This is a genomic window from Rathayibacter sp. Leaf185 (genome assembly GCF_001423885.1).
In the GTDB taxonomy this organism is placed as follows: Bacteria; Actinomycetota; Actinomycetes; order Actinomycetales; family Microbacteriaceae; genus Rathayibacter.
Window position 1 is genome coordinate 969,584 of record NZ_LMPP01000002.1, and the last position, 22,844, is coordinate 992,427.

The window sequence follows — 22,844 nt, forward strand, 5'->3', positions numbered from 1 at the left end:
ACTGCTCCTTCTCGGGCGCGTCGAAGCGGGCTCGTCTGAGGTACCGCGGGCGGGGTACCGGTCCCGCGACAGGAAGGAGGCGCCGTGCGCGCTCTCACCGACCCCGACGGAACCCCCGAGGTCCTCGCTCTGCGGGCGCTCAAGCTCGGCGACCTGCTCGTCGCCGTCCCGGCGCTGAAGGCGCTGCGCCGCGGCTTCCCCGAGCACCGGCTGATCCTCGCCACGACCCCCTGGCTCGAGCCGATCGTCGATCTCGTCGACGGCCTCGACGCCCTGGTCCCGACGCTGCACGGTCTCGACGATCCGCTGCCGGTCGCGCCGCGCCGCATCGATCTCGCCGTCAATCTGCACGGCAATGGCCCGGAGTCGCGCGACGCGCTCACCGCGCTGATCCCGGAGCGCACCCTCGAGTTCCGCGTCCCCGCGCTCGATCCCGACGCAGGGCCCGATGATCCGCGTCCCGTCTGGATCGACGGCGAGCTGGAGCGCGCCCGCTGGGCCCGGCTCGTGAACTCGATCGGTCTCGACGCCGACCCCGAGGACGTCGCGATCGCCGTCCCCGACGCTCCGGCCCCGATCGACGGCGCGGCCGTCGTGCACATCGGCGCCTTCTACGGCTCGCGCGAGTGGCCGGAGGAGCGCTTCGCCGCGGTCGCGCGCGAGCTCGCCCGGCAGGGTCACCGCGTCGTCTACACCGGCGGCGCGAACGAGGTCGATCGTGCGCGGCGCGTCGCCGAGCAGGCGGGCACCGGAGAGGTGCTCGCCGGTGCCGTCGACCTCTCGGAGTTCGCGGCCGTGGTCGCCGCCGCCGAGGTCGTGGTGACCGTCGACACCGGAGCCGCGCACCTCGCCTCGGCGTACGGGATCCCGTCGGCCGTGATCTTCGGACCGGCGCCGCCCGAGGCGTGGGGGCCGCCCGTCAGCGGCCCGCACGTGGTGCTCACCGACGCGTCGCTGCGACGCGGCGAGGCGTTCGCCTCCGAGCCCGATCCCGCGCTCCTGGCAGTCCAGGTCGAGGACGTCCTCGCCGCCCTCGCCTCGCTGCCCTCGCGCGCCGAGGCGCACCTCAGGCGGTCCGCAGGGTCTCGGTCGAGCGCACCGGAGTGACGCGGGCCCGGCGCTCGCGCTCCGGAGCTCCGAGCGCCTCGGCGAGCTGAGCGAGCGTGCGGCGCTGCAGGCGCGAGACCTGCATCTGAGTGGTGCCGAGCTCGTCCGCGATCTGCTGCTGGGTCATCTCGTCGACGAAGCGCATCCGGAGCAGCTCCTGCTGCCCCTCCTCGAGCATCGCGAGCGCCTCGGCCAGGCCGTGCCGGCGCTCGATGGCGGCGAGGCGCTCGTCGTCGCCGCCGAGCGTCTCGGCCAGGCGCACCCCGGCCTCGCCGACCGTCTCGTCGAGCGAGAGCGGGTTCCCCGCCGAGCGCGCATCCGTCACCTCGCCCACCTCGACCCCGAGCCGCCGGGCGACCTCGTGGTCCGCGGGATGGCGGCCGAGCTCCTGCGCCAGCTCCTCGGCGACCACGGCCTCGCGACGGTGCAGCTCCTGCACGGTGCGGGGCGGGCGGATCATCCAGCCCAGGTCGCGGAGGTGGCGCTTGAGCTCCCCGGTGATGGTCGGAACCGCGAAGGCGGCGAAGCTGTCGCCGCGGTCGGGAGTGAAGCGCTGCGCCGCCTTGACCAGGCCGACGTAGGCGACCTGCCGCAGATCCGACCAGTCGCCTCCGGCCTGCGAGCCCGCCGACTGCGGGCCGCCGCGCGAGATCCGGCGGGCCATGGCCTCGGCCAGCCCCAGGTGGTCGAGGACGATGCGCTCGCGGATGCGGTCGGCCTCCGCGGGCTCGACAGCGGCGCGGCGGAAGAGCGAGAGCGTGCGCGCGTCCTTCTCGTCCCTGGCCGACTCCGAGAGGGCGCCGGGGCGGGCATCGAGACGGCGCTCTGCGGCGAGATCGGTCAGGCTCATGCGGGCGCCTTTCAGGGTCGGAGAAGAAGGCTTCGGTCGCTCGAGGGCAGGCTGGCGCTCGGCAGACGGGTGGCGAGGGCGCGACCGTCGGGCGGAGGACGATCGCGGGGAGAAGCGCTCGGCTCAGAGCACCACTGCTCCTCCCCGAAAGGGAGTCCATTGACGCGGAGCACTGCTTCGCGCTAGGAGTCGCGGGGCCCCGCCCGCCCACCGGTCGGGCGCCGGAGGGCCCCGCGCGGATAAGATCGGACCCGTATGTCTGAGCTCACTTCCCCCCTGGATCGCGCCCCCGACGCGCACCCGTTCACCACCGCGACCGGCAGCGATATCCGAGTCCGGTTCTGCCCGTCGCCGACCGGGACCCCGCACGTCGGCCTCATCCGCACCGCCCTGTTCAACTGGGCCTACGCACGGCACACCGGAGGCACCTTCGTCTTCCGCATCGAGGACACCGATGCCGCGCGCGACAGCGAGGAGAGCTTCGAGCAGATCATCGACGCGCTGCGCTGGCTGAGGCTCGACTGGGACGAGGGCGTCGGAGTCGGCGGCCCGCACGGCCCCTACCGCCAGTCCGAGCGGAGCGACGTCTACCTCGACGTGATCGCCCGCCTGCTCGCCTCCGGCCACCTCTACGAGAGCTACTCGAACGCCGAGGAGATCGACGCGCGCAACGAGGCCGCAGGACGCGCGAAGCAGCACGGCTACGACAACTTCGACCGCGGCCTCACCGAGGAGCAGCGCGCAGCCTTCCGCGCCGAGGGCCGGCAGCCCGCGCTGCGCCTCCGCGTACCCGACGCCGACCTGTCGTTCGACGACCTCGTCCGGGGGCCGATCACGTTCCCCGCGGGCTCGTTCAGCGACTTCGTCGTCGTGCGTCCCAACGGCCAGCCGCTCTACACGCTGGTGAACCCGGTCGACGACGCGATCATGCAGATCACGCACGTGCTCCGCGGCGAGGACATCCTGCCCTCCACCGCCCGGCAGATCGCGCTGTACCACGCCCTCATCGACATCGGAGTGACGACCTTCGTGCCGCGCTTCGGCCACCTCCCCTACGTGATGGGGGAGGGCAACAAGAAGCTCTCGAAGCGCGACCCCTCCGCGAACCTCTTCCACCACCGCGACCGGGGCTTCATCCCCGAGGGCCTGGTCAACTACCTGGCGCTGCTCGGCTGGTCGCTGACGCACGACCGCGACGTGTTCTCGATCGACGAGATGATCGCCGCGTTCGACGTCGCCGATGTGAACCCCAACCCCGCGCGCTTCGACCTCAAGAAGGCCGAGTCGATCAACGGCGACCACATCCGCCTCCTCGCCGTCGACGACTTCACCGAGCGGACGATCCCCTACCTCGTCGCCGCGGGCGTGCTCGCGGGTGAGCCGACGGCCGAGCAGCGCGCGGTGCTCGACGCCGCGGCCCCGCTCGTCCAGGAGCGGATCGGCCTGCTCGGCGAGGCGCCCGGCATGCTCGGCTTCCTCTTCACCGCCTCCGACGCGCTCGAGTACGACGAGGACGCGCTGAAGGGCCTGCCCGCGAACGCCGGCGAGGTGCTGGCCGCCTCCGTCGGCGCGCTCGAGCTCGTCCCCGAGAGCGAGTGGCTGGCGGCGTCGGTGCAGGAGGCGCTCGCCTCCGCCCTCATCGAGGGGCTCGGCCTCAAGCCGCGCATCGCCTACGGCCCGCTCCGCACCGCGATCTCGGGTCGCCGGGTGTCGCCTCCGCTGTTCGAGTCGATGGAGATCCTCGGCAAGACCGAGTCGATCGCCCGCCTCGTGCGCCTCTCCTCCCGGCTCGCCTGACATGCGCGAGGCAGTGGGAGGCCACTACGACGTCGTCGTGATCGGCGCGGGCCCGGCCGGGCTCTCGGCGGGGCTGAACCTCGTCCGTGCGCGCCGGAGCGTGCTGATGCTCGACGCCAACCGCCCGCGCAACGCGGCGACGCTGCACTCGCACGGCTTCATCACCCGCGACGGCATCTCGCCGCTCGAGCTGCGCCGCCTCGGCCGCCAGGAGTTCGAGGCCTACGAGGCAGCCGAGGTGCACAACTGCCTCGTCACCTCGGTCGAGCGCTCGGGTGGCGAGTTCGTCGTCTCGGCCCGCGGCACCCGCGGTGCGGCCGACCGCCGCGTCCTCGCGACCGCCGTGGTCGTCGCCGGCGGCCTCTCCGAGCGACTGCCCGCCCTGCCGAGCCTGCGCGCCTACTACGGCACCGCGGCGCACAGCTGCATGGAGTGCGACGGCTATGAGAAGGCGGGCGAGGCGCTCGCCCTGATCGGCGAGACCGACGACCTCGCCGAGCGCGCCATGCTGCTCTCGCAGTGGTCGACCGACATCATCGTCTTCACCAACGGCGTCGGAGTCGTGAGCGACGCCGACGAGACCCTGCTCGGCTCGATCGGCGTCCGCGTCGAGCGCCGACCCGTCGCCGACCTGGCGGGGGAGCGCGCCACGATGACCGGCGTCGCCCTCGTCGACGGCGACGTGATCCCGCGCACCGGCGCCTTCGTGCGCCCGGTCTGGGTGCCCGTCCTCGACTACCTCGACGCCGCCGGCCCCGAGCGCGACGCCGAGGGCTTCCTCCGCGTCGACGCCGGCGGACGCACCTCGGTGCCCGGCCTGTACGGCGCGGGCGAGGTGACGGCCCCCGGTCCGCAGCAGCTGATCGTCGCCGCCGGCTCGGGAGCGACGGTCGCCTCGGCGCTGAATCGCGACCTCGTCCGGGCGCGTCTCGGCGAGGCCGCCCCGGAGTCTGAGCAGATCGCGGTCCCCGATTTGAGCAGCGTCCGCCCGTAGGGTACTGTCGTCTCTCGGCGCTGGAACTCGTTCCGGCCGCCGCCTGGTCATCGGGATCATCCCTGGATGACCATTGGGGTATGGTGTAATTGGCAACACGGCTGATTCTGGTTCAGTTGTTCTTGGTTCGAGTCCAGGTACCCCAGCACTTATTCGGCGGAGCTCAGTCACCTTGCTTCGTCGACCTGCGCGATGGCCGCTGATCACTGGTCGGGTTCGGCGAACGGCTCACGGCCGCGGCGATCTGTCCACTCCGATCTCCGTCCTCACCCCGCCGATACGCTGACGACATGACGGCGGAGCGGGTGGTGAGGCTCGGGCCCCTCGCCCTCGCCCTGATCGCCGTCCTCCTCCTCACCGGCTGCGCGGGCGACTCCTTCCGGGCCGACTTCGCCCGGACCTTCGGCAGCGACGAGGCCGTCGGCGGAATCGAGCTCTCGACCGTCGACAACATGCCCTTCACCGGCGGGGTGAGTGCCGAGGTGACCGCCCGCGACGGGATCGCCGACGCCGATCTGCTGGCGCTGGCCGGTCGTCTGAGTGCCTTCGCGGCCGAGCGGCCCGCAGGGGAGGTGCGCGTCGTCCTCGACGCCGATCGCCTCAGCCTGCCCGTGTCGGGCGACTCCGCTGTCACGGCCTCGAGACTCTCGGCGGCGCTCGACCTCCGCGACGATCCGCGAGTCTCGTCCGTCGCGCTCACTGCTGACGACGACGGCGAGAGCGTGAACGGGCTCAGTCTCTTCCTCGAGGAGTCGACGCCCGCCGAGGAGGCGTTCACGCTCGCCCGCGACGCTCCCGACCTGCTCCCCGACGCGGGAGTCCCGCACGTCAGCGTGCAGAGCTCCGACCGGTCGGTGCTCGTCCGCGGAGCGCCGGGTCCGTGGCTCGATGGCGCCGAGCGTGTCTGGGCCGCGGTCGCGGAGGCGGTTCCGACCACAGGAGTCCGGGCCCAGGAGGAACGGCTCGTGGTCGCGCTCGCGAGTGAGGACGACCTCGCAGCGGCGGAGCTCGCCGCCTCCGTCGAGACCGCCGCCGGCGCGGTCGACTTCTCGAGCCCGCTGGTCGCCCTCGGCGACAGCGCGTCCGGAGAGCCCGCCCGCACCGTGCTGGCCGCGCTCGCCCCTGAGATCCGCGCGGAGATCCGCTCTGTCTGGACGGATGACCAGCGACTCCGGATCGCCGTCGACTCGATCGATCGGGCCGGCAGGGTGGCGGACGCCCTGTCCGACGGAGCGGGCGCTCTCGACCTCGTCACGGTGACGGTCGGCGGCGACACCCCGCCGCTCGAGGTGACGGCCCCGCCCCGCTCCCTCGGAACGGCCGTGACCGACGCCTCGGCCCTGCTCGCTGCTCCGGGAGTCGTCTCCGTGAATCGCTCGGAGCGGTTCGTGACGGTGATCGCCTCGGGAGACGACTCCGAGCTCGAGCGTCTCCTGCCGTCCGCGCAGAGTCTCGCCCCCGAGGGCGCTCGCGTGTGCGTGCACCGAGCCGACGGCACGGGAGTCTGCGACACCACCGCGCACTGACGAGCGCGGACGCGCCGGACCGAGCCCCCGCTCCCTCATGCATGACACGATGGTTCCTGTACATCGCTCAGGAATCCGCTCACCGCGGGTCCCGACAAGGGGGTCTCTCGTCCATGCAATCTGATCTGCTCTGGATCGTCGTCGCGGGGGTCGCCGTCGGCGCCCTCCTGCTCATCGCCATCATCGGCTTCTTCATCTTCCGGGCCTGGTACCAGGTGCCGCAGGCCGACGAGGCGATCGTCATCGTCGGTAAGAAGCAGAAGGGCGATGACGGGCTGACGTCGAACATGACCGTCATCACCGGTGGTGGCGCGTTCGTCAACAAGCTGACCCAGCGCTCCGACCGCATCTCGCTGCGGTCGCGGCAGATCAAGATGGAGCCGGTCGCGCAGACCAAGAACGGCGTGACCATCCACCTCGCGGGCGTCGCCCTCGTCAAGATCGGCTCCACCGCCGACCAGGTCCGCGCCGCCGCCGAGCGCTTCGCCTCGCAGGACCAGTCGATCGACGTCTTCACGACCGAGCAGCTGGAGGGCGCCCTCCGCGGCGTCGTCGCGAAGCTCAGCGTCGAGGAGGTCATGCAGGACCGCCAGAAGCTCGGTGACGAGATCGCCGAGGGGATCAAGGGCGACCTGCTCGCCCAGGGCCTGGTCCTCGACTCCTTCGCCATCCAGGGGGTCACCGACCGCAACGGCTACATCGAGGCTCTCGGCGCGCAGGAGATCGAGCGCGTCCGGCGCGAGGCCGACGTCGCCCGTATCAACGCGGCCCGCGAGGTCAAGGCCCGTCAGCTCGCCACCGACGAGGCGAACCTGATCGAGCAGACCGCCTACGACAAGAACACCGCCGCCGCGAAGTCCGAGGTCGGCCGCGCCAACGCCGAGGCCGAGCAGGCCGAGAACCTGGCCCGCGCCGAGCGCGAGCAGGCCGTCCTGGTCCAGCGCGCCGAGAACCGGCAGGCCGAGCTCGACGCCGACGTCAAGCGCGTCGCCGACGCCGAGAAGTACCGCCGCCAGACCGAGGCCGACGCCGACGCCTACGGGCGCGAGAAGAAGGCCTCGACGGATCGTCAGGTCGCGCAGCAGGTGTCCGACGCCGAGGCCTACGCCGTCCAGCGTCAGGCCGAGGCCCGCCAGGCATCCGCCGCTGCCGAGGCGGCGGCCCTGAGCGCCCGCGCCGAGGCCGAGGCCCACGCACTGCGGGCGAAGGCCGGCGCCGAGGCCGAGGCCCTGCGCGCGAACGCCACCGCCGAGGCGGAGGCCATCCGCGCCAAGGGAGAGGCGAGCGCGGCCGCGATCCAGGCCGAGGCGGAGGCGCTCCGCGAGAACCAGGAGGCGATCCTCGGCCGCGAGCTCATCGGGCAGCTCCCGTCGCTGATGGCCGAGTTCGCGAAGGGCTACCAGAACGTCGGCACCGTCACCCTGATCGGGGGCGACACCGCCGGCACCCACATCGCCCGCGAGCAGGCGGCGAGCCTCGCGGCGACGTTCGACAGCGTCAAGTCGGCGACCGGTGTCGACCTCGGAGCGATCCTGCAGGGCCAGGCCTTCGGCCGCGGCGTGGCGACGGCCTCCGGGACGTCCGAGCCCACCGATCCGACCGTCATCCCCTCGACGAGCTGACGTCCGGGGCCGCCCGCCCGCGACGTCCTCGCGAGCGGGCGGCTCGTTCGGTTCGCTCGACGGCCCGGTCCGCGGAGCCGAGCCGAGGTCACCCGACCGGCTGATCCCCGCGACAGCAGCGCCTCGTTACGCTCGTCGGATGTTCGCAGGACTCACAGGCTGGCACCTGATCATCATCGCCGTCATCGTCTCGCCCGTGCTCATCGCGGCGATCGGCATCCCGATCGCCGTCACGCAGGGCAGGGCCCGGCGCGATGCCGGCCTCGTCACGGATCCGCGCATCAATCCGCTCTCCATCGCCGCCTTCGTCGCCGCGTTCCTGATCGGCATCGTGGGCGTGGTCCTCGGCCACCTGGCCCGGGCGCAGATCCGCAGGAGCGGCGAGGCGGGTTGGGGCTTCGCGACCTTCGCGCTGTTCCTCGGCTACTGGGCGACGGCGATCGCGCTGCTGGGCCTCGTGTCGGTGGTCGGCGCTGCGCTCTGGCAGAGCTGACGCCACGCACGGACCTGCGCACCTCGGAGGGCCTCGCACCGGATCCCGGGCGACGTCACCCGAGCTCCTTGCGCATCTGCACCGCCGTCGTCTCGTAGCCGAGCGACTCGTACAGACCTCGCGCGGCCGTGTTGAAGCCGAAGACGTTCAGCGCGAGCGCCCGGCCGCCGCGGGAGGCAGCGTGCTCCTCCGCCAGCAGCATCGCCGCCCGGCCGAGGCCCCGGCCGCGCTCGGCCGCGTCGACCTGCACGTACCACACCCAGAACACGCCCTCCAGGTCGCTCGGATGCGGCCCGAGCCAGATCGTGCCGACCCGACGATCCCCGTCGAGGATCACCAGCACGTCGTGACCCGGCGCCGGGACTCCGTCCGGGAAGTACTTCTCGTACGAGGCGTCGGCGTTGCGGGTCGCCGCCGCCTCGTCGTCTCCGGAGCGGATCCGGTCGGTGATGTACTCCGCGCGCTGAACCTGCACCCAGGCGGCGAGAGCGGAGTCGGTCAGTGGCGAGAGCGAGACGGTCACCCCTCCACCGTGCCACGTCGACCGGTCGCGAACGGCTCCCTCCCGCCGATCGAGGCCGCCGTTCGTGACGGATCGGCGCGGGCTACGAGCGGTCGGCGTGCGCCTTCTTGCCGAAGCGCGTCGCCAGGAACAGCACCGTGCCGACCACGGCGTAGGCCAGCGCTCCGAGCCACACCGGCCCGGTCTGCTGGGTCAGCAGGACGATGCTCGCGATGATCGCCAGCACCGGCACCACCCGCGGCACCGAGAAGTGCTCGTGGTCGACCTTGTCCTTCTTCAGCACCAGCACCGAGACGTTCGCCGAGATGAACACCAGCAGGAGCAGCAGCACGGTGGTCTCTGCGAGCGTTCCCACATCGCCGACGAGGCTGAGGACGGCGGTCGCGACGCCCACCGCGAGGATCGACACCCACGGGGTGCCGCGCTTGGGCAGCACGTAGCCGAAGGCGGTCGGCAGCAGGCCGGAGGAGGCCAGCCCGAAGCCGACCCGGCTCGCCATCACCATGAACAGCAGGGCGCCGTTCGCGATCGCGACCAGCGCGATCAGGCCGAACAGCCACGGCGGCACCGCCACTCCGCTCGCCGAGACGACATCGAGCAGGGGGCCGGTCGAGCTCGCGAGCTCGTCGATCGGCAGGACGATCACGGCGCCGAGCGCGATCAGGAGGTAGACCACGGCGGCCGTGAACAGGGCCGCGAAGAGCGCGCGGGGGTAGACCTTCGACGGGTTGCGCACCTCCTCCGCCATGTTCGCGGCGGCCTCGAAGCCGAGGAACGAGAAGAACGCGACGATGGATGCGGCGAACGCGCCCTGCAGCGGCGCCACATCGGGGTTGAACTCGAGGACGCGCGCGGCGTCCCCGTTGCCGCCGCCGAAGAAGATGGCGGCGCAGACGATGACGATGACGAGACCGCTGACCTCGATCACCGATGCGACGAGGTTCGCGGTGAGCGACTCCTTCACGCCGCGCAGGTTGATCAGCGTCAGCAGGGCGATGAAGACGATCGCGGTCGGAGCGGGCGGCACATCGAGCAGCGCGCCCAGGTAGTCGCCGGCGAACGCGTTCGCGAGCGAGGCCGCTGTCGTGATGCCCGAGGCCATCATCAGGAAGCCGACGAGGAACGAGAGGTACGGCGTGCCGAACGCCCGGTCGACGTAGCGGGCCGCGCCGCCCGCGTGCGGGTACTTGGTGATCAGCTCGGCGTAGGTGCCCGCCGTCAGCAACGCGATGACGAGCGCGATGAGCAGGGGCAGCCAGATGACGCCTCCGACATCGTTCGCCATCGTGCCGACGAGCGTGTAGATGCCGGCGCCGAGGGTGTCGCCGACGATGAAGGCGAAGAGGAGGGGGCCGGTGATGACCTTCTTGAGCGATCCACCGCCCTTCGGAGTGGCGGGGGCCGCGGTGTCCGTCGTATCGGTCATCCGGACACTCCACCGACCCGGCGCGCCACGCGCAACCCCTACCGCGAGATCGCTGCGAGATTTCTCACGATCGAAACACGGGGTGCCCTGCGCTCGCACTGCGGCACGATGAGCAGTGCACCCGCTGAGAGAGGCACGACCATGGACTCCGTCACCCCGCGCCCCGGCATCGCCGACCGTCTCTCGCAGCTGCTCCGGGTGCCGACCGTCTCCGCCGAGCTGGCGAGCGCCGATGAGTTCCTCGCCGCCCTGCGCGAGCTGTACCCCCTCGTGCACGAGCGCCTCGGGCTGGAGCGCATCACCGATCGCGGGCTCCTCTACCGCTGGCCGGGCATCGACACGAGTGCGCCTCCGCTGCTGCTGATGGCGCACTTCGACGTCGTGCCGGTCGAGGATCCGGAGGCGTGGACGCATCCGCCGTTCGACGGCACGATCGCCGACGGAGCGGTGTGGGGCCGAGGAGCTCTCGACGACAAGGGCCCGCTCGTGGTCGTGCTCGAGGCCGTCGAGAACCTGCTGGCCGCGGGAATCACTCCGGCCAGGGACGTGCTGCTGGCGTTCGGCGGCGACGAGGAGGTGCGCGGGGCGGCGGCGCAGGCGATCGCGGCGACGCTGCGCGAGCGCGGCGTCACTCCGTGGCTCGTGCTCGACGAGGGCAGCGCGGTGGTCGAGGCCCCGCTGCCCGGGGTCGTCGGCGCGGTCGCGATGATCGGCGTCGGCGAGAAGGGCCTGCTCACTCTGCGGCTGACGGCGCGCAGCAGTGGCGGTCACGCCTCCGCCCCGCCCCGACTCACCGCGATCGGCCGCGTCTCGCGCGCGGTCACCCGGCTGACGCCCTCGACGTTCCCTGCAAGGGTTCCGGAGGCTCTGGCCCGGGCGCTCACGCTCCTGGCCGATCGCGCTCCAGGTCGTCGCGGAGCCGTCTACCGGGCGGCAGGCGCCCGGCCCCGGCTCGCGGCGCCCCTGCTGGCGGCGCTCGGCGGCGAACCGGCGGCGCTGGTGCGCACGACCATCGCGCCCACGATGCTGCGGGCGGGGACCACCGACAACGTGCTCGCGGCGGAGGCGTCCGTCACCCTGAACCTGCGCCTCGCGCCCGGCGAGACGGTGCGCAGCGCGACGGAGCGGGTCCGGCGGCGTGTCCGCGACCCCGAGGTCTCGATCGACGTGGTCGCCGGAGAGGATCCGTCTCCGCAGTCGCCGAGCGAGGGAGCTCCGTTCGAGTCGCTGCGCGCGGCGCTCGCCGTCTCGCATCCGGGAGCGGCGGTGGTGCCCTATGTGATCAACGCCGCGACCGACTCGCGGCACCTCCACCGTTTCGCCCCGGCGGTGTACCGCTTCGCGCCACTGGTGATGTCGCGGGAGCAGCGCGCCGGGATCCACGGGGTCGACGAGCGCGTCGGCGTCGTGGCGCTCGAGCAGGGCGAAGCCTTCCACCGTGCTCTGATCTCGGGTCTGACGGCATGACACGCGAGCGGGTGACCGTCCGCACGCTCGCGTCGGTCGTCGGCGTGCTCGTCGTGGTCGAGTTCACCAGCGGCGTGCTGCAGGGCTGGTACACGCCGATGCTCACCGACATCGCCCGGAGTCTCGACATCCGCGACGCCGATGTCAACTGGTTCGAGGGGGCGCAGCTGCTGCTCGCCGCCCTCGTCGTGCCCGCGTTCGCGCGGCTCGGCGACATGCTCGGCCACAGGCGGATGCTGCTCTGGTCGACGGCGCTGACGGCCCTCGCCTCCCTCGCGCTGCCGTTCACCGGATCCTTCGCACCGTTCCTCGTCGCGTGGGCGCTCCAGGGCTTCTACGTCGTGTGGCTGCCCCTGCAGATCGCGCTGATCTGGTCGCGGTCGAGGAGCCTCGCGAACCGGGCCGCGGTGACCGCCGCCGCCGCGGGCCTCCTGGTCGGCGCGCTCGAGTTCGGCGCGATCACCGGCGCGCTGCTCGGCGGAGCGCTCGTCGGCACGCTGCCGCTGCCGGTCGTGCTGCTGATCCCTGCGCTTCTGGTCGTGCTGTGCTTCGTCGTGGTGCTGATCGGCGTGCGCGAATCGCCGCAGCCGGCCGGCGGGCGCTTCGACGGCGGCGGGCTGGCACTCGTCTCGGTGGGCCTCGTCGGCGCGCTCGGCGGGCTCGGGCTGCTCCGCATCCTCGGCGCGACGAGCCCAGTGCCGTGGCTGCTGCTCGCGGCGGGGATCGGCGTGCTCGCCGTCTTCGCCCGCTTCGAGCTCCGGCAGGAGGAGCCGCTGATCGACGTGCGGATGTTCCGCTCGCCGGCGCTCGGCCCCGTCTTCCTCACCGCCGGGCTCTTCGGAGTGAGCGTGCTCGGCGCGCAGGCCCCGCTGTCGACCTTCGCGCGCACCGACCCCGCCGTCCACGGCTACGGACTCGGGACGACCGGCTTCACCACCTCGCTCATCATCGGCGTGTACCTCATCGCGATGATCGCCGGCGCGCTCCTCTTCCCGCCGATCGCCCGCGCCGTCTCGCCGCGGCGGACCCTCGTGGGCGCCTCGATCCTGGTGGCCGGCGGCTTCCTCCTCCTGATACCGCTGAACGGCGCCTACGCGAGCGTGACGGCCTGCATGGTCGTCGTCGGCCTCGGCTCCGGCGCCCTCGTGGCAGCCCTGCCCGCAGCGGCGGCTGCCGCGGCACCCGCCTCGCAGACCGGAGTCGCGACCGGCCTGACCAACTCGGTCAAGACGGTCGGCGGAGCGATCGCCTCCGCGGTCTTCGGCCTCGCCCTCGTGCAGGGCGCCTCGACCGCCACCGTCAGTCCCTTCGCCGGCTACGTCACGGTCTGGGCGGTCTGCGCGGGCACCGCGCTCGTCGCGGCCGTGCTCCTCCTGCTGGTCGTGCCGCGCGACGCGTTCACCGACGCCTCCGTCCCCGCGCGACCAGCCAGAACAGGTACGCCCCGCCGACCGCCCCGGTGACGAGCCCCACCGGCAGCTGCAGCGGGGCGAGCAGGCGCTGCGCGAGCACATCGGAGGCGAGCAGCAGCGCCGCGCCCACCGCCATCGACGCGGTCAGCGGGATCCCCACCGAGCGGGTGGCCCGGCGGGCCAGCTGCGGGGCGGCCAGGGCGACGAAGCCGATCGGTCCGCTGACGGCGGTGGCGGTGCCGACCAGGCCCGCGGCGATCAGGAGCAGCAGCAGCCGACTGCGACGCAGGGGGACTCCGAGGCTCGTCGCGACGTCGTCGCCCAGCTCGAGCATCCGCAGGGCCCCGCGCTGCGAGGCGAGGAGCATCACGAGGACGCCCGCGGCCATCACGAGCAGCACGACGTCGGCCCAGGAGGTGGCCGACAGCGAGCCGAACAGCCACAGGGTCGCCGCGCGCGCGACCTCGGTCGGCGCCCGCGTCAGCAGGAACTCGTTGACCGCCGAGAGCAGGGCGGCCAGGGCGATGCCCGCGAGGATCGTGCGCTCGCTCGCGAGCCCCGCGCCGCGGGTGAGGAACAGCACGATCAGCAGCGCGCCGACTCCGCCGGCCCACGCTCCGAGGGCCGGACTCGCGGGGGGCGTGAGCAGCACCAGGCAGACCAGCGCTCCCGTCGCCGAGCCCGCGCTGAAGCCGACGATGTCGGGGCTGCCCAGCGGGTTCCGCGAGAGCGTCTGGAAGACGGCCCCCGCGAGCCCGAGCGCGGCGCCCACGAGCAGCCCGGCGATCACGCGCGGGAGGCGCAGGTCGACCACGATCGCCGTCGTGCGCTGCGACGCCGTGCCGAGGAGGGCGTCGCGGACGTCGCCGAGCGACGTCTGGTACGACCCTCCGACGATGCCGGCCGCGGCGGCGACCACGATCACGGCGATCACGACCGCGAGGACGGTCCGGCTGCGGATCACCGGCTCCTCCTTCTCCCACGCGTCGCGAGATGGAAGAGCAGGGGCGCGCCCACCAGTGCGGTGACGATCCCGACCTCGACCTCGGCGGGCGCGGACAGGAGTCGGCCGAGCACGTCGCTCGTCACCACCAGGAGCGCACCGCCGAGCACGGCGAGCGGCAGGCCGACGCGCAGATCCGGCCCGCTCCGGGTGAGCACGACGTGCGCCACGAGGAGCCCCACGAACGCGAGCGGCCCGGCGGCCGCGGTCGCCGCTCCGCAGAGCAGCGTGATCGACGCGCCCGCGCCGAGGATCACCGCCAGTGGCCGGACGCCGAGGGAACGCGCCACATCGTGCCCGAGCGCGAGCTGGTTGAGACCCGGGACCACGACCGCCGCCACGACGAGACCGAGCATCACGAAGGGCGAGAGCTGCGCCGCCGTATCGAGCTCGCGGCGCTCGAGCGAGCCCACGACCCAGAACCGGTACGACTCGAAGGTCTCCTCGTCGAGGAGGGTGACGATCCCGATCAGCGCGCTGAGGCAGGCGCCGAGCGCGACCCCCGCGAGGACGGTGCCGATCGGATCGCGCCCGTCGCCGCCTCCGACCAGGTGCACCAGCACGGCGGCCGCCGCGGCGCCGGCGAACGCGAACCAGACGTAGCCGCTCGCGGTGCTCACCCCGAAGAACCCGATCGCGACGACCACCGCGGCGGAGGCACCCGCGTTCACGCCGAGCAGGCCGGGGTCGGCGAGGCGGTTGCGCGTGACCGCCTGCATCAGCAGTCCGGCCGCCCCGAGTGCCGCGCCGACGAGCAGACCGGTCGCCGTCCGGGGAATGCGGAGCTCGCGCACGATCAGGGCGTCGGCGCTCGTGCCGCCGTGGAGCAGCGCGTCGACGGCGGCACCCACGGGCACAGGGCGCGACCCGACGACGAGACTCGCGACGACGGAGGCGGCCAGCATGAGTACCAGCACGAATACGGAGGCGGTGGTGCGGCCGATCCGGCGGCGGGAGACGGGCGTCGGGGCCGGTGCGGTCGAGACGGACATTAGCTAAGGCTATCCTTACCGCGTGAACGTGAATCGCCGCTCCCTCCGCTCCTCCCTCCGCCGCCCGGGTCTCGCCGTGCTGACCGCCGCCGCGCTCGCGCTGGCGCTCGCCGCGTGCTCGGGCACCGCCTCCGGAGCCTCGGCACCGCCCGACGCCGAGGCCGCCGCGACCACTGGCGAGTGGACCGTCTCGCGCGTGATGGCCGACGGAATGGGCGCGCCAGAGGCCGACGGCGTGTTCCCGCGCACCGTCGAGCACTACTCCGGTTCGACAGTTCTCGAGACCGCGCCCGTGCGGATCGCCGTCGTCTCCACCGGCCAGCTCGACGCGCTCCTCTCGCTCGACGTCGTCCCGGTCGCGGCGACCCGCGCCGAGACCAGCGGTCTGGTGCCCGAGTACCTCGCCGACCGGATCGACGACCCCTCGGCCATCGCCGACATCGGCGAGCGGACCGAGCCCGACGTCGAGGCCGTCGCGCAGGCCGACCCCGACCTCATCCTGATCAACTCCGTCCGCGGCGCCGATCTCTACGCATCGCTGAGCGCGATCGCGCCGACCGTCGTGACGCTGGGCAACGGAGTGAACTGGAAGAGCGACTTCCTCCTCCTCGCCGACGCCCTCGGTCGCGAGGGCGACGCGCAGGCCGTGCTCGACGGGCTGCACGCCGACGCCGACGCGTTCGCCGCGACCCTCCCCGCGGAGGCGCCCACCGTCTCGTTCCTCCAGTCGACCGGCGACCGGACCCGGATCATGGGCGTGCCCTCGTTCACCGGCGGCCTCGCCGAGGATCTCGGTCTCGCCCGTCCCGAGTCGCAGCGGTTCGACGACACGTCGCAGGAGATCAGCGCGGAGCAGCTCGAGCTCGCCGACGCCGACTGGATCTTCTACGCCGGTCAGGGCGACGGCCTCTCGCTGATCGAGGACGCGACGCTCTGGCCCACGCTGAGCGCCGTCGCGGCCGGCACGATCGAGGAGGTCGAGCTCGACCCGTTCTTCATGAACGCCGGCCCGATCGCCGCGCGCCTCGTGCTCGACACGGTGGCCCGAGCGGTGGCCTGATCCACTCCTTCCACGCCGCGTCCGACCTCTAAGCTGGATTGCTTCGTCGAGAGCGGAGCGGTCGCGGAGGAACGATGGGCAAGAAGCGCAATCAGGGACGACCCGGGGGCGGCGGCTCCGGTGGATCCGGTGGCCAGGGCGGCGGGCGCACCGCCGAGACGGCGATGATGGCTCGGTTCCGCAGCTGGTATCGCGCGCACCTCGCCGACGTCGCCGTGCTGCACGAGCACCTCGAGGTCGACGAGGCCGTCGAGGTGCTCACCGACCTCTTCGCCATGACCCGTGATCTCCGCCCGCGCGGCTCCTTCGCCAAGCCCGATGCCGAGCTGCTCGAGGCCGTCTTCGACCAGATCGAGGCCGACCTCTCGGGCGAGGAGAGCGAGGCCGATCTCGACGACACGCTCTTCACCGTCGCCGAGGTCGTCGAGCACTTCCTCGACTTCCTCACCGACGAGGACCTCTGGACCGGCACCGACGAGGAGCTCGACGAGTGCCAGGCCGTGCTCGACGAGGTGCTCGACCTCGCCGGCTCCTTCGTCGAGGCCGTCCTCGACGACCTCCTCGAGCTCGAGCAGGTGCCCGCCGACCGGATGCTCGCCGCCCTCCGCGCGACCGCCGTCGTCCACGCCGCCGATGTCGTCGTCGAGCACCTCGCGGCGAGCGACGACGCGACGGTGACCGAGCGCGCCGCCCGCGAGATCGTGGTCGAGGCGGGTATCGCCTCCGCCGGGTCCACGCCGAGCGACGACGCGGTCCGGATCCCGGTGTCGGCCTGGTGGGACGCGCTGGTCGCCTCCTCCGTGCTCGAGGCCGACGGCGAGCAGGCCTCCCTCGGCGAGTCCGCTCCGCTCTGGCGCAGCTCGGAGCCGCTCGAGGCGTGGGCCGAGCGGATCGCGTACCTCGCCCGATTCCTCGGGCAGTGGGTGCTCAGCGCGCAGGAGTCGCTCGCCGCCTCCGACACCGAGAACGGCGCGTTCTCGCCGCGCGAGCGCGCGATCACCACGACCGACGCCGTGCTGCTCCGCATGGCGGTCGCCTGCCAGGCCGAGATCCACCCCGGCCTCGTCGTCGGCGAGCTGGTCGACGAGCTCGCCGCCGATCTCGACGTCTCCCTCGAGGAGGCGCTCGACGAGCGCGAGCGGATGGTCGGCTCGGCCGAGCGGATGCTCGACGACGCCGCCGAGCTCGGCCTCCTGCTGCACGAGCCCGAGTTCGGCTACGTCGTGCCCGACGGGCTCCAGCCGGGCATCGCCTCGATCGTCCGCGCGAGCATCCTGCTGCTCAGCGAGAGCGACGCGACGCGCCTCGAGATCCTCGACGAGGCGACGCAGGACACCGCGTCCGTCTTCGCGCTCACCGTCGCCCTGCTCGGCACGAAGCCCGCCGTCTGGCGTCGGCTCGAGCTGTCGTCGGAGTCGTCACTGCGCGATCTGCACCTCGCCCTGCAGCTCTCGCTCGGCTGGACCGATGCCCAGCCGCACTTCTTCAGTGTCGGCGTGCCCGACGAGGAGCGCCCGCCGATCGGCTCGCCGGCCGACGCCGAGGAGCTCGGTCCGGATTTGGTCGACGAGTCGCAGGTGGCCCTCGCCGAGGTGCTCGACGCCGTCGGCGACGAGCTGTTCTACGTCTACGACCTCGAGGACGAGTGGCGCCACGTCATCCGCCTCGAGGCCGTCGCGCCGATGCGTGCCACGCTGCCGCGCTGCACCGGGGCTCGTGGTGCCGCTCCGATCGACGCTCCCGGCGGGCCCGTCGCGTGGGCCGACACGGTGCGGGCGGCGACCGACGCCTCCTCGCCGGACCACGCGGAGGCGCTCGAGGCGCTCGGCCTCGCCGCCGGAGCGTCGTTCGACCCCGCGGCGGTCGACGTCGACGGGATCAACCGCTCGCTGGGGCTGCTCCGCTCGGGAGTCTGACCTCAGCGCCGCTACGGCGTCAGAAGCAGCTTGCCGATGTGGCCGGACGCGCGCATGCGCTCGTGCGCGCGCTCGGCCTCGGCGAGCGGCACGACCTCGTCGATGACCGGGCGCACCGTGCCGTCGGCGACCAGCGGCCACACCTTCTCTCGGACCTGCGCGATGATCGCGCGCCGCTCTTCCAGCGGCCGGGCGCGGAGCGTCGTGGCGTGCACGGCCCCGCGGCGGCGCATCAGCGCGCCGATGTCGAGCGACCCGAGACCGCCGGACTGGTTGCCGATGAAGACGATGCGGCCGCCGAGCGCGAGCGCCTCGACGTCGCGGGCGAGGTAGTCGTCGCCGACGGGATCGAGGATCACGTCGACGCCGCCGGTCTCCTCGGCGAGGCGCGCGACGAAGTCCTCCTCGCGGTAGTCGATCAGGATGTCGGCGCCGAGCGCGCGGCAGGCGTCGAGCTTGCGCGCACTGCCGGCCGTCACCGCGACGCGGGCGCCGATCGCGACGGCGATCTGGATCGCGGCCGTTCCGATGCCGCTGCCGCCGCCGTGGATCAGCACCGTCTCGCCCGCGCGGAGCTCCGCGACCATCACCAGGTTCGACCAGACCGTCGCCGTGGCCTCGGGCAGCGCCGCCGCCGAGACGAGCCCGACCCCCGCGGGCACGGGGAGCAGGAGCCCAGCGTCGACGACCGCGTACTCGGCGTAGCCGCCGCCGGACAGGAGCGCGCAGACCTCGTCGCCGACGGAGACCCCGTAGGCGTCGGGCCCGAGCTCGACGACCGCACCCGACACCTCCATCCCGAGAACCTCGGAGGCGCCGGGCGGCGGCGGGTACGCGCCCGCCCGCTGCGAGAGGTCGGCGCGGTTGACCCCCGCCGCCGCCACCCGGATCAGCACCTCACCCGGTCCGGGCGAGGGCGTCGGCACCTCCTCGAGCACGAGTCGGGAGTCGGGGCCGGGCTGGTCGACGCGGATCGCAAGCATGCCGCGATGCTACGCCGCGCGCCTCCGGAGTCTCGTTCTGTGCGGTCTGCAGGTGCTCGTGCGGTCTGCAGGTGCTCGTGCGGTCTGCAGGAGAATGTGCGGTGTGCAGGCGATCTGCGCTGCCTGCACGATCCTGCGCGGATGAGAGCGATCTCTCGTCACCATCTCCTGCAGATCGCACCATCTCCTGCACATCGCACGCGTACCCGCGCCTCAGGCGTGCTCCGCGAGGAACGCGAGCACCGCGTCCTTGAACGCGCGCGCCGGCACCGTGCTCGTGTGATCGCGGCCCGGGACGCTCACGAAGCGCGCGCCCGCCTCGGCGGCCAGCCGCGCGCCTCCGGGAGCGATCGGGTCGGCGTCGCCCGTCACCATCAGCGTCGGCACTGCGGGGTGCGCGCCGAGCTCCGGGTGCGCCCCTCCGCGCACCCCGTCGGCGACCGCCACCAGCGCCGCGAGATCGTTGCCCGCCACGCCCTCGGCCATGCCGATGAACGCGCGGGTGAAGCCGTCGTCGATCGCGCCTCCGCCGGCCACGCGCGTCCGCGCCGCGTCGGCGTCGAAGTGCCGCAGCGGCTCGCCGACGGTGAGCCCGCCCAGGCTCAGGGTCGCCAGTCGCTCCGGATGCCGAAGTCCGAGCACCCAGCCCATCCGCGCCCCGAGCGAGTAGCCGAGGTAGTGCGGCTCGACCAGGTCGTAGGAGTCGAGGACGCGGACGATGTCGCCCACCATCACGTCGACTCCGTAGGCGTCCGCGCGGTGCGGCTTCTCACTCGCGCCGTGCCCGCGCTGGTCGAGGGCGACCACGCGGTAGCCGGCGCGGACGAGGGTCCGCAGCCAGCCCGAGGTCTGCCAGTTGAGCAGGGCGTGGGACGCGAAGCCGTGCACCGCGAGCACGGTGGGTGCACCGTCGTCACCCACGGCGTACGTGGCGATCCGGCTCCCGTCATCGGCCACGACGAACACGGGGGAGGGGAACTCGATCACCCCACCACCCTGCCATCCCGCGGCGTCGGGCCGGTGCCGTGGGGGTGGGAGCGACTCGGGTCAGCGCGGCGGGCGGGAGGAGCGCACGAACGGCACCGCGATCAGCAGGCGCACGGGCTTCCCTCGTCCCGACCGGAGGCCGAGCACGGCGCACAGCACGATGTTCAGCACCGCGAGCAGGAGGATCGCGGCGATGGTGAGCGTCGGCCATTCGCCGCCGAGGGTGTCGCGGACCGAGACGAGTGCGAGATGCAGCGGCACGAGCATCAGCTGCAGGGCGAGGTAGGTGAGCTGCCAGTTGACGGCGACGACGCCGTTCCGGTCGCTGAGGGGGCCCGTCCCGCGCTTCGCTCCCCAGGTCATCACCGTCGCGATCAGCGAGATGATCGGCGAGAGGATCACGAATCCGGCCAGGGCCGCGAGGCCCGCGAGCCAGACGGCCCGGGCGCCCTTCGCGTCCCGCGTGCGGAACCGGACCTCGTCGTCGTCCATCCGCCTCCTCCTCGCGCCCGTCCGGCTGCGCGCCGGCACCTCAGTCTCGCACCCGCCCCCTGGACGACACGGGGGCTGACCCCACCGCTTCGGGGGTTCCCCGGATGGGTGGCATGCCAGCGCCTCCGTAGCGTGGAGACATCGCCGGAACGACCACGCCGGCACCTCGAGAAGGAGCACCCCATGACCACCGACGGCAGCAGGACCCCGGCCGCGCAGTCCACCGACGAGCAGCCCACCGAGAACCTCGGCACGACCGCCGTCCTCACCGCCCCGGAGCCGCAGCCCGCGCCGCAGCCGCAGCGCGCCCAGGCCCCCTACGGCACCCCGCCGGCTCCGCACGTCGCCACGCCCGCGCCGTCGACGCCGTTCTCGCTGACCAGCCTCATCCTCGGCGTCACCTCGGTCTTCTTCGGCCTCACCGTGATCGCGCCGGTCGCCGGTCTCGTCTTCGGCATCCTCGGCCTGCGCCGCGAGCCGGCCGGCCGCACGCTCGCGATCTGGGGCATCGTGCTGAACGCCGTGATGACCGGACTCGCCGTCCTCGTCCTGGTCGGCCTGCTGTTCTTCGGCCTCCTGATCCCGCTCCTCGCCCTCGTGTCCGGCAGCGGCGACTACCGCTGATCCGTCACGCCAGGAAGGCGCGCAGAAGCGCCGCCGAGGCCTGCACGTGCTCCGACATGAGGCGCGCGGCCTCGTCGGCGCGTCCGGTGAGGATCGCCGTGACCAGCGCCCGGTGCTGCTCGTCGGCGTGTGCGATGTTGCGCGGCAGCAGCGGGATGTCGTCGAGCAGCTCGTTGACCCGCATCCGGCTCTCGGCCACGAGCGGCAGGAGCGACGGGACCCCGGCCAGCTCCGCCACCGCGAGGTGCAGCCGCGAGTCGAGCCGGCGGTAGTCCTCGGGGCTCGCCGCCTCGACGTCGGCGAGCGCCTGGAAGAGCTGCCCGCGGTCGGCCGCGGTGAGATCCGACGCCGCCGCCAGCCGCGCGGCTCCGACCTCGAGGATCTCGCGGAGCCCCACCACGTCGTCGATCTCGGCGCGGTCGAAGCCCCGGCGCCCCGGCACCTCCGCAGGCAGCTCGACGGCGACGGACGTGCCGCCGTAGCGTCCGCGCCGGACCGTGAGGAAGCCCGCGTCGGCGAGGGACGAGATCGCGTCGCGCACCGTGTCGCGGCTCACCCCGAGCCGCGCGGCGAGCTCGCGCTCCGGCGGCAGCCGCTCGCCCGGCGCCACCAGACCGAGCTTCACCGTCTGCATGAGGCGCTGCACCGTCTCCTCGAACGAGTTGCCGGTGCGCACGGGTCGCAGCACCGCCTCCTCGGCGCTCGCCGCGGGAGCGGCTCCGCTCTCGCCCGCCACGTCGCTCACTCCGGAGTGACGTACGCCGACGAGATGCCGCCGTCGACGAGGAAGGTCGACCCGGTGATGAAGGAGGCGTCGTCGCTGGCGAGGAATGCGACCGCCGCGGCGAGCTCCTCCGGTTCGGCGAAGCGGCCGACCGGGATGTGCACGAGGCGGCGCTGGGCCCGCACCGGATCCGCGGCGAACAGCTCCTGCAGCAGCGGCGTGTTCACCGGTCCGGGGCAGAGCGCGTTGACGCGGATGCCCTGGCGCGCGAACTGCACGCCGAGCTCGCGGCTCATCGCCAGCACGCCGCCCTTCGACGCCGTGTAGCTGATCTGCGAGGTGGCCGAGCCGAGCACCGCCACGAACGACGCGGTGTTGATGATCGATCCGCTGCCCTGCTTCGTCATGTGCCGCAGCGCCGCGCGGCAGCACAGGTAGACCGACTTGAGGTTCACGTCCTGCACCCGCTCCCACGCGGGCAGCTCGGTGATCTCGATCGAGTCGTCGTCGGGGGGAGAGATCCCCGCGTTGTTGAAGGCGATGTCGACCGAGCCGTACGCGTCGACGGCGGCCTGGAACAGCGCGTCCACCTCGGCCTCGCTCGTGACGTCGACCTTCACGAACAGCCCGCCGAGAGCTTCGGCGACCTCGGTGCCGCGCACCTGATCGACATCGGCGATGACCACCCGAGCACCCTCGCGCACGAAGCGCGTCGCGGTGGCCAGGCCGATCCCGCTCGCGCCTCCGGTGACGACCGCGACCTTGCCGGCGAGGCGCTGCCCGAGGTCGAGCGGGGTCGTGTCGAGAGAGGGGATCGCCATGGTCGGCCTTTCGGGGTAGGTGCAG

At 73.0% G+C, this 22,844-nt stretch carries 21 protein-coding genes and 1 tRNA gene; 12 read left to right on the top strand and 10 right to left on the bottom strand.

Annotated features, from left to right (window positions below; genetic code table 11):
• The first annotated feature begins 84 nt into the window (after positions 1 to 84).
• Positions 85 to 1,107 (top strand): glycosyltransferase family 9 protein, encoded by a 1,023-nt coding sequence (locus ASG06_RS11815; RefSeq protein WP_056042226.1) that lies wholly within the window; start codon positions 85 to 87, stop codon positions 1,105 to 1,107.
• Here the strand turns inward: ASG06_RS11815 and ASG06_RS11820 are convergent.
• Complete coding sequence (locus tag ASG06_RS11820; protein ID WP_056042228.1) at positions 1,067 to 1,957, bottom strand: sigma-70 family RNA polymerase sigma factor; 891 nt, start codon at positions 1,955 to 1,957, stop codon at positions 1,067 to 1,069. The two genes, ASG06_RS11815 and ASG06_RS11820, sit on opposite strands and share 41 nt — an antisense overlap.
• Before the next feature lie 255 nt (positions 1,958 to 2,212).
• Here ASG06_RS11820 and gltX point away from each other — a divergent pair, with 255 nt between their 5' ends.
• The 6 genes from gltX (at position 2,213) to ASG06_RS11850 (ending at position 8,389) form a co-directional block, all read left to right on the top strand.
• A complete protein-coding gene (gene gltX, locus ASG06_RS11825; protein WP_056042230.1) occupies positions 2,213 to 3,754 on the top strand; it encodes a glutamate--tRNA ligase in 1,542 nt (513 codons plus the stop codon).
• Between the two features lies 1 nt (position 3,755).
• Complete coding sequence (locus ASG06_RS11830; RefSeq protein WP_056042232.1) at positions 3,756 to 4,748, top strand: NAD(P)/FAD-dependent oxidoreductase; 993 nt, start codon at positions 3,756 to 3,758, stop codon at positions 4,746 to 4,748.
• A 74-nt stretch (positions 4,749 to 4,822) separates the two neighbouring features.
• Positions 4,823 to 4,894: transfer RNA gene (locus tag ASG06_RS11835), tRNA-Gln, on the top strand.
• A gap of 144 nt (positions 4,895 to 5,038) precedes the next feature.
• Positions 5,039 to 6,274, top strand: coding sequence for a hypothetical protein (locus ASG06_RS11840; RefSeq protein ID WP_056042234.1), 1,236 nt, complete (start codon positions 5,039 to 5,041; stop codon positions 6,272 to 6,274).
• Between the two features lie 113 nt (positions 6,275 to 6,387).
• Positions 6,388 to 7,896: an SPFH domain-containing protein gene (locus tag ASG06_RS11845; RefSeq protein ID WP_056042235.1), complete on the top strand. Its 1,509-nt coding sequence runs from the start codon at positions 6,388 to 6,390 to the stop codon at positions 7,894 to 7,896.
• A 139-nt stretch (positions 7,897 to 8,035) separates the two neighbouring features.
• A complete protein-coding gene (locus tag ASG06_RS11850) occupies positions 8,036 to 8,389 on the top strand; it encodes a DUF4190 domain-containing protein (protein ID WP_056042237.1) in 354 nt (117 codons plus the stop codon).
• A gap of 55 nt (positions 8,390 to 8,444) precedes the next feature.
• Here ASG06_RS11850 and ASG06_RS11855 read toward each other — a convergent pair whose 3' ends face one another.
• Both ASG06_RS11855 and ASG06_RS11860 read right to left on the bottom strand, forming a co-directional pair.
• Positions 8,445 to 8,912, bottom strand: a complete 468-nt coding sequence (locus ASG06_RS11855) for a GNAT family N-acetyltransferase (RefSeq protein ID WP_056042239.1) — start codon at positions 8,910 to 8,912, stop codon at positions 8,445 to 8,447.
• An 82-nt stretch (positions 8,913 to 8,994) separates the two neighbouring features.
• Positions 8,995 to 10,338 carry an APC family permease gene (locus tag ASG06_RS11860; protein ID WP_056042241.1) on the bottom strand — a complete coding sequence of 448 codons (1,344 nt, stop codon included), beginning with the start codon at positions 10,336 to 10,338 and terminating at the stop codon, positions 8,995 to 8,997.
• A 141-nt stretch (positions 10,339 to 10,479) separates the two neighbouring features.
• Between ASG06_RS11860 and ASG06_RS11865 the strand changes: the two genes are divergently transcribed.
• Both ASG06_RS11865 and ASG06_RS11870 read left to right on the top strand, forming a co-directional pair.
• Positions 10,480 to 11,805 (top strand): M20/M25/M40 family metallo-hydrolase, encoded by a 1,326-nt coding sequence (locus ASG06_RS11865; protein ID WP_056042243.1) that lies wholly within the window; start codon positions 10,480 to 10,482, stop codon positions 11,803 to 11,805.
• Positions 11,802 to 13,268 (top strand): MFS transporter, encoded by a 1,467-nt coding sequence (locus ASG06_RS11870; protein WP_056042246.1) that lies wholly within the window; start codon positions 11,802 to 11,804, stop codon positions 13,266 to 13,268. The genes ASG06_RS11865 and ASG06_RS11870 overlap by 4 nt, the downstream gene beginning before the upstream one ends.
• Here ASG06_RS11870 and ASG06_RS11875 read toward each other — a convergent pair.
• Together ASG06_RS11875 and ASG06_RS11880 are read right to left on the bottom strand one after the other, a co-directional pair.
• Positions 13,204 to 14,181 carry a FecCD family ABC transporter permease gene (locus ASG06_RS11875; protein ID WP_056042248.1) on the bottom strand — a complete coding sequence of 326 codons (978 nt, stop codon included), beginning with the start codon at positions 14,179 to 14,181 and terminating at the stop codon, positions 13,204 to 13,206. The two genes, ASG06_RS11870 and ASG06_RS11875, sit on opposite strands and share 65 nt — an antisense overlap.
• Complete coding sequence (locus ASG06_RS11880; protein WP_082499157.1) at positions 14,178 to 15,212, bottom strand: FecCD family ABC transporter permease; 1,035 nt, start codon at positions 15,210 to 15,212, stop codon at positions 14,178 to 14,180. Before ASG06_RS11880 ends, ASG06_RS11875 begins: the two co-directional genes overlap by 4 nt.
• A gap of 22 nt (positions 15,213 to 15,234) precedes the next feature.
• On the opposite strand from ASG06_RS11880, the gene ASG06_RS11885 reads away from it, so the two are divergent.
• Both ASG06_RS11885 and ASG06_RS11890 read left to right on the top strand, forming a co-directional pair.
• A complete protein-coding gene (locus tag ASG06_RS11885) occupies positions 15,235 to 16,272 on the top strand; it encodes an ABC transporter substrate-binding protein (protein WP_156465957.1) in 1,038 nt (345 codons plus the stop codon).
• Positions 16,273 to 16,346: 74 nt separating this feature from the next.
• Positions 16,347 to 18,188 carry a plasmid pRiA4b ORF-3 family protein gene (locus ASG06_RS11890; protein WP_056042249.1) on the top strand — a complete coding sequence of 614 codons (1,842 nt, stop codon included), beginning with the start codon at positions 16,347 to 16,349 and terminating at the stop codon, positions 18,186 to 18,188.
• 11 nt (positions 18,189 to 18,199) lie between these two features.
• On the opposite strand, the gene ASG06_RS11895 is transcribed toward ASG06_RS11890, so the two are convergent.
• The 3 genes from ASG06_RS11895 to ASG06_RS11905 all read right to left on the bottom strand — a co-directional run bounded on the left by ASG06_RS11895 (position 18,200) and on the right by ASG06_RS11905 (position 20,650).
• The gene (locus tag ASG06_RS11895) at positions 18,200 to 19,171 is read right to left on the bottom strand and encodes an NAD(P)H-quinone oxidoreductase (protein ID WP_056042251.1); all 972 of its coding nucleotides are present in this window, start codon (positions 19,169 to 19,171) and stop codon (positions 18,200 to 18,202) included.
• Positions 19,172 to 19,384: 213 nt separating this feature from the next.
• Positions 19,385 to 20,158 carry an alpha/beta fold hydrolase gene (locus tag ASG06_RS11900; RefSeq protein WP_056042253.1) on the bottom strand — a complete coding sequence of 258 codons (774 nt, stop codon included), beginning with the start codon at positions 20,156 to 20,158 and terminating at the stop codon, positions 19,385 to 19,387.
• A 60-nt stretch (positions 20,159 to 20,218) separates the two neighbouring features.
• Positions 20,219 to 20,650: a DUF4870 domain-containing protein gene (locus tag ASG06_RS11905; RefSeq protein ID WP_056042256.1), complete on the bottom strand. Its 432-nt coding sequence runs from the start codon at positions 20,648 to 20,650 to the stop codon at positions 20,219 to 20,221.
• Positions 20,651 to 20,833: 183 nt separating this feature from the next.
• Between ASG06_RS11905 and ASG06_RS20510 the strand changes: the two genes are divergently transcribed.
• Complete coding sequence (locus ASG06_RS20510) at positions 20,834 to 21,274, top strand: DUF4190 domain-containing protein (protein WP_231727688.1); 441 nt, start codon at positions 20,834 to 20,836, stop codon at positions 21,272 to 21,274.
• A gap of 4 nt (positions 21,275 to 21,278) precedes the next feature.
• On the opposite strand, the gene ASG06_RS11915 is transcribed toward ASG06_RS20510, so the two are convergent.
• Both ASG06_RS11915 and ASG06_RS11920 read right to left on the bottom strand, forming a co-directional pair.
• Entirely contained in the window at positions 21,279 to 22,019 is a 741-nt protein-coding gene (locus ASG06_RS11915) for a FadR/GntR family transcriptional regulator (RefSeq protein WP_231727689.1), read from the bottom strand.
• Positions 22,016 to 22,819 (bottom strand): 3-oxoacyl-ACP reductase, encoded by an 804-nt coding sequence (locus ASG06_RS11920; RefSeq protein WP_056042258.1) that lies wholly within the window; start codon positions 22,817 to 22,819, stop codon positions 22,016 to 22,018. Before ASG06_RS11920 ends, ASG06_RS11915 begins: the two co-directional genes overlap by 4 nt.
• Positions 22,820 to 22,844 lie beyond the last annotated feature (25 nt).

Bases quoted from the DNA above. Each gene is read 5' to 3' on its own strand.
- ASG06_RS11895 (WP_056042251.1), bottom strand. From the start codon at position 19,171: ATGCTTGCGATCCGCGTCGACCAGCCCGGCCCCGACTCCCGACTCGTG.
- ASG06_RS11820 (WP_056042228.1), bottom strand. From the start codon at position 1,957: ATGAGCCTGACCGATCTCGCCGCAGAGCGCCGTCTCGATGCCCGCCCC.
- ASG06_RS11830 (WP_056042232.1), top strand. From the start codon at position 3,756: ATGCGCGAGGCAGTGGGAGGCCACTACGACGTCGTCGTGATCGGCGCG.
- ASG06_RS20510 (WP_231727688.1), top strand. From the start codon at position 20,834: ATGACCACCGACGGCAGCAGGACCCCGGCCGCGCAGTCCACCGACGAG.
- ASG06_RS11865 (WP_056042243.1), top strand. From the start codon at position 10,480: ATGGACTCCGTCACCCCGCGCCCCGGCATCGCCGACCGTCTCTCGCAG.
- gltX (WP_056042230.1), top strand. From the start codon at position 2,213: ATGTCTGAGCTCACTTCCCCCCTGGATCGCGCCCCCGACGCGCACCCG.
- ASG06_RS11845 (WP_056042235.1), top strand. From the start codon at position 6,388: ATGCAATCTGATCTGCTCTGGATCGTCGTCGCGGGGGTCGCCGTCGGC.
- ASG06_RS11840 (WP_056042234.1), top strand. From the start codon at position 5,039: ATGACGGCGGAGCGGGTGGTGAGGCTCGGGCCCCTCGCCCTCGCCCTG.
- ASG06_RS11905 (WP_056042256.1), bottom strand. From the start codon at position 20,650: ATGGACGACGACGAGGTCCGGTTCCGCACGCGGGACGCGAAGGGCGCC.
- ASG06_RS11860 (WP_056042241.1), bottom strand. From the start codon at position 10,338: ATGACCGATACGACGGACACCGCGGCCCCCGCCACTCCGAAGGGCGGT.
- ASG06_RS11890 (WP_056042249.1), top strand. From the start codon at position 16,347: ATGGGCAAGAAGCGCAATCAGGGACGACCCGGGGGCGGCGGCTCCGGT.
- ASG06_RS11880 (WP_082499157.1), bottom strand. From the start codon at position 15,212: ATGTCCGTCTCGACCGCACCGGCCCCGACGCCCGTCTCCCGCCGCCGG.
- ASG06_RS11850 (WP_056042237.1), top strand. From the start codon at position 8,036: ATGTTCGCAGGACTCACAGGCTGGCACCTGATCATCATCGCCGTCATC.
- ASG06_RS11920 (WP_056042258.1), bottom strand. From the start codon at position 22,819: ATGGCGATCCCCTCTCTCGACACGACCCCGCTCGACCTCGGGCAGCGC.
- ASG06_RS11870 (WP_056042246.1), top strand. From the start codon at position 11,802: ATGACACGCGAGCGGGTGACCGTCCGCACGCTCGCGTCGGTCGTCGGC.